The sequence below is a fragment of the Acinetobacter lwoffii genome, from assembly GCF_022967985.1.
Classification (GTDB): Bacteria; Pseudomonadota; Gammaproteobacteria; order Pseudomonadales; family Moraxellaceae; genus Acinetobacter.
Genome location: NZ_JALJVC010000029.1, coordinates 34,174 through 41,573 on the forward strand (window position 1 = coordinate 34,174; position 7,400 = coordinate 41,573).

General features: G+C 45.0%; 6 protein-coding genes and 1 other RNA gene. 4 read left to right on the top strand and 3 right to left on the bottom strand.

Features of this window, described 5'->3' with window-relative positions:
• The first annotated feature begins 59 nt into the window (after positions 1-59).
• Complete coding sequence (locus MWG72_RS14335) at positions 60-965, top strand: TIGR01777 family oxidoreductase (RefSeq protein WP_247144333.1); 906 nt, start codon at positions 60-62, stop codon at positions 963-965.
• Here the strand turns inward: MWG72_RS14335 and thiO are convergent.
• Together thiO and hemB are read right to left on the bottom strand one after the other, a co-directional pair.
• Positions 954-2,078, bottom strand: a complete 1,125-nt coding sequence (gene thiO, locus MWG72_RS14340) for a glycine oxidase ThiO (protein WP_005107695.1) — start codon at positions 2,076-2,078, stop codon at positions 954-956. The two genes, MWG72_RS14335 and thiO, sit on opposite strands and share 12 nt — an antisense overlap.
• 15 nt (positions 2,079-2,093) lie before the next feature.
• A complete protein-coding gene (gene hemB, locus MWG72_RS14345; RefSeq protein WP_004279288.1) occupies positions 2,094-3,107 on the bottom strand; it encodes a porphobilinogen synthase in 1,014 nt (337 codons plus the stop codon).
• Positions 3,108-3,212: 105 nt separating this feature from the next.
• Here hemB and MWG72_RS14350 point away from each other — a divergent pair, with 105 nt between their 5' ends.
• Positions 3,213-3,710: a thioesterase family protein gene (locus MWG72_RS14350; RefSeq protein WP_005107693.1), complete on the top strand. Its 498-nt coding sequence runs from the start codon at positions 3,213-3,215 to the stop codon at positions 3,708-3,710.
• An 80-nt stretch (positions 3,711-3,790) separates the two neighbouring features.
• Here MWG72_RS14350 and glpK read toward each other — a convergent pair whose 3' ends face one another.
• Positions 3,791-5,275, bottom strand: a complete 1,485-nt coding sequence (gene glpK, locus MWG72_RS14355; protein WP_247144334.1) for a glycerol kinase GlpK — start codon at positions 5,273-5,275, stop codon at positions 3,791-3,793.
• 130 nt (positions 5,276-5,405) lie between these two features.
• On the opposite strand from glpK, the gene ssrA reads away from it, so the two are divergent.
• Together ssrA and MWG72_RS14365 are read left to right on the top strand one after the other, a co-directional pair.
• Positions 5,406-5,764, top strand: a transfer-messenger RNA (tmRNA) gene (gene ssrA, locus MWG72_RS14360).
• 182 nt (positions 5,765-5,946) lie between these two features.
• On the top strand, positions 5,947-7,086 hold the full coding sequence (locus MWG72_RS14365) for a tyrosine-type recombinase/integrase (protein ID WP_247144335.1): 1,140 nt from the start codon (positions 5,947-5,949) through the stop codon (positions 7,084-7,086).
• Positions 7,087-7,400: the final 314 nt, after the last annotated feature.

Sequence of the window (7,400 nt, forward strand, 5' to 3'; positions counted from 1 at the left end):
AGCTAAAGATGAGTGGCGTATAATTTAAATCAAGAAAATAATAAGGCGAAGAATGACGAATGTATAAACCTGTAGTGCTGTTGACGGGAGCGAGTGGTTTTATTGGCAGTCATCTCGTGCGTTTTTTATTAGAACGTGATTATCGGGTGATTGGTCTGACTCGTCAGAAAAATAAACGTGAACCACATCCGGACTTTCATTGGATTAACCAGCTGGATGAATTAAAACAGCATCAGATTGATTATGTGGTCAATCTGGCTGGCGAAAGCATCGGTCAAGGCCGCTGGACGGTAGCGCGTAAAAAGAAATTGCTGGATAGCCGTTTAGATACCACCAGACAGTTATTTGATTATTTAGAAAAAAATCAGCTTAGACCGAAACGGATTATTTCAACATCGGCGGTTGGTTATTATGGCATTGACCCCAATGAGCACTGGGATCAGGTCTGCACGGAACAAAGCCCGCCACAAGATATTTTTATGTCTGAACTCTGTGCGAAGTGGGAGCAACTGGCCTTATCCTATACTAACCAGAACACCAAGATTGTTCGCTTTGCTGTGGTGTTTGGCAAAGGTGGCGGGATTCTTCCGCAGATGCTATTGCCGATTAAATTGAATCTGTTCGGGCGGATTGGTCATGGACGTCAGCCAGTGACCTGGGTGCATCTAGAGGATGTGCTGCGTGCGATTGAATTCTTGATACTTGAGGATACAGCCGAGCAGATCTTTAATGTGGTCGCGCCAGAAAAAAGTAGTCAGGCCCAGTTTGCACGAACTGCGGCCCAGATTCTGAAGCGCAAACCCTTACTTCCACTACCCGCATGCAGTCTGAAAATGATGCTGGGAGAACAGTCACAACTGGTCTTAAACGGTCAGTATGTACAGTCCAGAGCCTTGCAGGAGGCTGGATTCCAGTTTCATTATCCAACTCTGAAAGAAGCACTGGATAATATCCTAAAGCACTAAACGACTGGGCTCTAATAAACGGACAGGATCATAAGGAGCTGGATCAACGATTGGCATTTGTTTAAGGATGAGTTGAGCGAGTAGTTTGCCTGATGCCGGCCCCATGCATAAACCATTCCGGAAATGTCCAAAATTGGCCCAGGCATTGTGTAGCTTGGGAATTTTGCCAATATAGGGAATACCATCGGGTGAGCTGGGTCTTAATCCGGCCCATTGCTTGACCAGCGGAAAATCTGCCAGTTCCGGTACCATCTCGATACACGCCTGTAAAATATCCTGCCGGATTTCGCTAGAAGGCGAGGTGTCAAAACCGACCTGACGCATACTGGAACCACATAAAACATGTCCATCCTGACGTGGAATCAGGTACATCACCTTATGCATGCACATGGTCGGCAGCCAGTTTTCTGGCGTTTTAAACAGCAGCATCTGGCCCTGAACCGGCTGTACCGGAATTTCCAAACCAAGTTGCTGTGACCAGTGTTGCGACCATGCTCCGGTTGTGAACACATATTGATCTGCCTGAAAAACCTGGCTATGTTCATCTGAGATACTTTTTACACAGCCTTGCTGAATATTGAGCCGAGTGATTTTACAGTCTTCTTGCCAGGTGACACGAGGATGCTGCTTCAAATAGTGAATGATCGACTGTAATAACCGTGGATTACGGATATTCGCCAGCTCAGGGAAATAAATCGCCTGCTTGAATTTGCTCTGATTAATTCTTGGATTGATCTGTTGCAGTTTAGCCTGATCAAGCAATTCTGCCTGTTGCTGCGGATCCTGATGTGTTTTGGCATAACTTAAACCGATTTCAAAATCGGATTCATCAAAAATCAGCATACCTGTTTCATGAATCTGGAAATCGATGCCAGTGAAAGGTTGCAGTTTTTGATTCCAGTCCTGATACATGGGTTTGGCATGTCGAGCCAGAGCATTTACAGCAGCGGGATAACGCCACGGATACATCGGGGAAAGGATTCCTCCTCCAGCCCAGGATGCAGCCTGTCCGGCGGCCTGTTGATCAAAAAGGGTAACAGAACATCCCTGTTCAAGCAGTTCCAGCGCCGAAATCAAACCGGTGATGCCAGCGCCGACAATGGCAATATGCATTGCGCCGAAATCCTTTTACTTCATGTCTTTCAGTTTAAGCGCAGCTTCTTCAGCAAAATAGGTCCAGATACCATCTGCACCGGCACGACGACAGCTCATCAATGATTCTAAAATGACGCTATCAGATAACCAGCCATTTTGAATTGCCGCAGCCAGCATCGCGTATTCGCCACTGACCTGATAGACAAAGGTTGGTACGCCAAAAGTGTCTTTGACTTCGCGGACGATATCCAGATAAGGCATGCCCGGTTTAACAATCACCATGTCTGCACCTTCCTGAATATCCAGCGCAATTTCATGCAGGGCTTCAGCACGGTTACCGACATCCATCTGGTAATTGTATTTATTGCCGCCTTTTAAATTGCTGGCAGAACCGACTGCATCACGGAACGGACCATAGAAACTTGATGCATATTTGGCTGAATAGGCCATGATGGAGGTATAGATATGACCATTTTTTTCAAAGGCCTGACGAATCGCACCGATCCGGCCATCCATCATGTCACTTGGAGCAAACACATCTGCACCGGCTTCGGCATGGCTCAAGCCCTGTTTAATCAGGCACTCGACCGTTTCATCATTTAAGACATAACCGTTCTCATCAATAATGCCATCCTGACCATGTGTGGTATACGGGTCTAATGCGCCGTCAGTAATCAGCACCATTTCTGGCAGTTCTTTTTTCAATAAACGCAAGGTGTTTTGTACCAGACCATCTTCACGCCACGCAGCTTCTGCAGTCAGGCTTTTATCTTCTTGTGGGGTGACCGGAAATAGCGCCAGTTTATTGACACCGAGTTCCAGTAGACGTTCTGATTTTTTTAACAACAAGTCCGCTGACAGACGCTGGATATTCGGCATACTTGGAATATCTTGGGTCTGGTTTTGTCCTGGCAGGACAAATACTGGATAAATGAGATGATCTGCCGCGAGATGGGTTTCACGAACCATCGAACGTAAATGTTCATTTTTACGAATACGACGCATGCGAGTTGCAGGAAACGCGGGACGATTGAACGTATAAGTCATAAAAATCTCAGTAATCAGTATTAAACTAGGCCTCTATTGTAGCCCTAACTCAAATTTTTGGGCATAAATTAGCGGTTTTTTATTGTGGTGGATTCGGGCAGAGTGATGAGTAAGACAGAGAGAAACTGGACGGGTAATATACATCTGGGCTCGAAAGTGGATATTGATGTGGTCTTAAATCAACTGGTACATGCTTTTAACAGCTCTCCTTTTTTTAAGCACAATGGCATGAGCATGCGCGTGGTGGATGGCCAGATTGAGGCTTATGTGGAAATGCAGGACTTCATGATTGGCAATGTAGCGTTCCAGATTCTGCATGGCGGTCTTGCCGCCACGGTGCTCGACAGTGTCGGCGGAATTGTGGCGATGGGGGAGTTATATAAAAAAGCCGAACCGGAAACCATTGCCGAGACTATTAAAAAGGTATCGCGTCTGGCGACAGTGGATATGCGGGTGGATTATCTGGCACCCGGCCGAGGCAAATATTTCATTGCGCGTGCAGAAACCTTACGTTTGGGGCGTAAGGGCTGCACCATGCGCATGACCATGGTCAATGATGAAGATAAAGCGATTGCAACAGCGATTGCGTCTTATGCCTATTAATGAAATCGTGAATTGAGAAAGTTAAAAAGCACTGTTTAACAGTGCTTTTTTTATAATGATCAAATATGAACCTAGAGGATTTAGAGATCAGATTTAGCCCGTTTCAAGGCATTTTTCCATTTGGCTAAATGCATTTCTCTTTCGTCATTTTGCATTTTGGGTTCAAAAGCACGGTCCAGCTGCCAGGACTGGGAAATTTCATCCAGGTTTGAAAATACGCCAGCTTTCAATCCGGCCATAGCGGCCGCGCCCCAGGCAGTAGCTTCCAGCATTTTCGGACGCAGTACCGGTACATTCAGAATATCGGCCTGAAATTGCATCAGCATGTCATTGCTGCTGGCACCACCATCAACCCGCAGTTCTTTAAGAGGATGTGCAATATCAGATTGCATCGCACTGAGCACATCCGATACCTGAAAGGCGATTGATTCTAATGCGGCACGAGCGATATGCGCTTTGGTCGTACCGCGTGACATGCCACAGAGTAAGGCACGTGCTTCACTATCCCAATGCGGCGCGCCCAGTCCGGTAAATGCGGGAACCAGAACCACGCCGTCACTATGCTCGACCTGATGCGCCAGTTTTTCCACATCACTGCTTTTTTGAATAATTCCGAGGCCATCGCGTAACCATTGCACTACAGCACCAGCCATAAATACGCTGCCTTCGAGCGCATAGGTAGTTTGGCCCTGGGCTTGCCAGGCGAGAGTAGAAAGCAGCTTGTTCTGGCTAAGCTGAATGTTATGTCCGGTATTGAACAGCATAAAGCAGCCAGTACCATAGGTGTTTTTAGCACTGCCCACCTCAAAACAGGACTGGCCAAAGAGTGCAGACTGCTGATCCCCCAAAATTCCGGTAATGGGAATATTGGCCCCCAGTAAGCCAGAAGCCGTGTCAGTGACATAACAGTCAGAAGAGATAATTTTCGGTAAGACCGAAACCGGGATATTAAACAGCTCGAGTAGCTCTTCATCCCACGATTGTTGCTGCAGATTCATTAACATGGTACGAGAAGCGTTACTGGCTTCAATGACGTGCTCTGCACCTTGGGTCAGATTCCAGATCAGCCAGCTATCGATAGTGCCAAATGCCACATGGCCCTGTTCAGCAAGTGCCCGTACCCCCTCGACATGCTCTAAAAACCAGACCAGTTTTCCCGCACTAAAATAAGGATCAATCCGTAGGCCGGTTTTTTGCTGAATTTTGGACATCAGGCCTTGTTCAATCAGCCGGTTACACCAGTCAGATGTACGACGGTCCTGCCAGACGATTGCCGGAGCGAGCGGTTTGCCGTTTCTACGATCCCAGACTACGGTCGTTTCGCGCTGGTTAGTCAGGCCAAGGGCTTTAATATCTTTTGCCAGAATACCTGCAGTCGCCAAAGCTTGTTGTACCACGGCAATCTGTGAGCTCCAGATTTCTTGAGCATCCTGTTCCACCCAGCCCGAATGTGGGGTGTGGATATGCGTTTCACGTTGAGCCGTTGCCTGAACTTGTCCATGTTCATTAAAAATAATGGCCCGACTTGACGTAGTTCCCTGATCTAGTGCCAGTAAATAGCTCATAATTTTTCTGTTATTTGGCTTGAAAAGTAAAATATTAGCGCAATAATGTAATTAAGCGCATCAAGTTGTGTAAATGTTCAGAAAATACATCGTAATTTTTGACATTTATGCTATGATTGCCTTGTACTTTGGGGGTGTTTCTGGCTTCGACGCTGGTGATGAAACTCATAGATGCATGCCGAGAGCGCATTTTCTCTCGTAAATCAAATTTGCATTTTTTAGTCGCAAACGACGAATCATACGCTCTAGCTGCCTAAGGGCAGCTTGTCCGCCTCTCCGAATACTTGTGGTTAGAGAGTCCGACTGAAGCGCACGCACACAAGTCCGTATAAAGCCAAGCCTCGGGGCTTTGTACTAAATTAAGAGGATCGCGATTTGTACCCTGTTCGTCGGGTCACAAAGAGTTAAAACAATAGACGATATCTAAGCATGTAGTATTCTCGAGCGTAGTGCTGGCGGACGCGGGTTCAACTCCCGCCACCTCCACCAAAATTCTTTCCGAAGTAATCCATCGGAATCTAAAAAAGCCTTTAAACTCAATGTTTAAAGGCTTTTTTATTGGCTGTATTGTCCGATATGGTCTGATCCCATTTGACCCCATATTTGCTCTTTGTGGGTAAATATTGGGAAAATTTACCCAGAAATTAATACATCAATTATGGGTAATCGACATGCCTCTTACAGATACTGAATGCAGAAAAGCACAGCCGAAAGACAAACAGTATCGTCTTTCGGATTCACATGGTTTATCTCTCATCATTACCACCAAAGGTCAAAAATATTGGAATGTACGTGTCACTGTCCATGGTGAGCGTAAGTCTGAATCGCTTGGCCCATATCCAGATTTAAGCTTAAAAAAGGCAAGGGAACTTGCATATGAGCTTAAGCATCGATTCTCACGTTCAGTGCTGCATGAAGAATTAAAGCCATATTTCAAAGAAGTTGCAGAAGATTGGTTCAATAATCAAAAAGAAACCTGGTCATCCAAACATATTAGTAATGTTAGAGCTTCATTAGATGAGCTTTATATTGCTCTTGCTAATAAGCGTATTAACCAGATTCAGGCTCCTGAGATTCTGCAAATCATTAAGAAGATTGAGGCAAGAGGTTCGCTTGAAATTGCAAAACGTACCTTATCTCGTTGCGGCATGGTCATGAAGTATGCAATTGCGCATGATTATCGTTATGATAATCCGGCAGGTGATCTAGTTTATGCTCTCAAGAACAAAAGAGTTAAAAACCTGGCTTCGCTTACTGCCTCTGAAATGCCTGAATTTTTAAGAAAGGTAAGAGCATACCCAAGTGATGCTCAGACACATCATGCCATTATTCTGATCATGCTGACAGGCGTTCGGGTTAGTGAGTTGCTACAAGCACGCTGGGAAGAATTTGATCTGGAAGGGCGTAAGTGGGATATCCCTGAAGAGCGTATGAAGAACCGTCTTCCGCATCGTGTACCGTTGACGGACATGATGATTGCTGAGCTAAAGGCTTTGAGGCTTACTCATAATCAGGAGCTGTTATTTCCACATCGTTTGAATAACAAAGAATCAATGCGTAGTGAGTCTATTTTGGCTGTGATCAAACGTTCAGGCTATGCGGGACGAATGACCACACATGGCTTTAGATCTCTATTCAGTACTGTCGTAAATGAATCGAATCAGTTTAATCCAGATGCCATTGAGCGCCAGCTTGCTCATGTGCCCCAGAATAGAATTCGCTCGGCCTATAACCGAGCACAGTACTGGGATGAAAGGGTAAGGTTGATGGAGTGGTACGGAGAGCAAGTGAAAGGGTGGATGGCTCAGTAAAGAGCCTTGCCTTTATCATCACACATTTCAAGTAAATACGATTCATCAATCAATTCTTCAAGCATTTCACTTTCACTTTTGTTTTTAAAATTGGCAAGTTTTTTTAGCTCGGCCTTTGCTTTTTTAGAGCCTATTCAATATTAATTTCTATCTGAAGTTTGTCCAATTGTTAGTTTGCTAAATCCATTTTTTTCATTACAAAACCGCTGCTTCGGAAAGTCTTAGAATAAGCCAAATACAATTGTATTTGGCTTATTTTTTGGTTTGAATATTTAAAATAATTAATTAAAAATTTAGAAAATTTTATTGTTAAA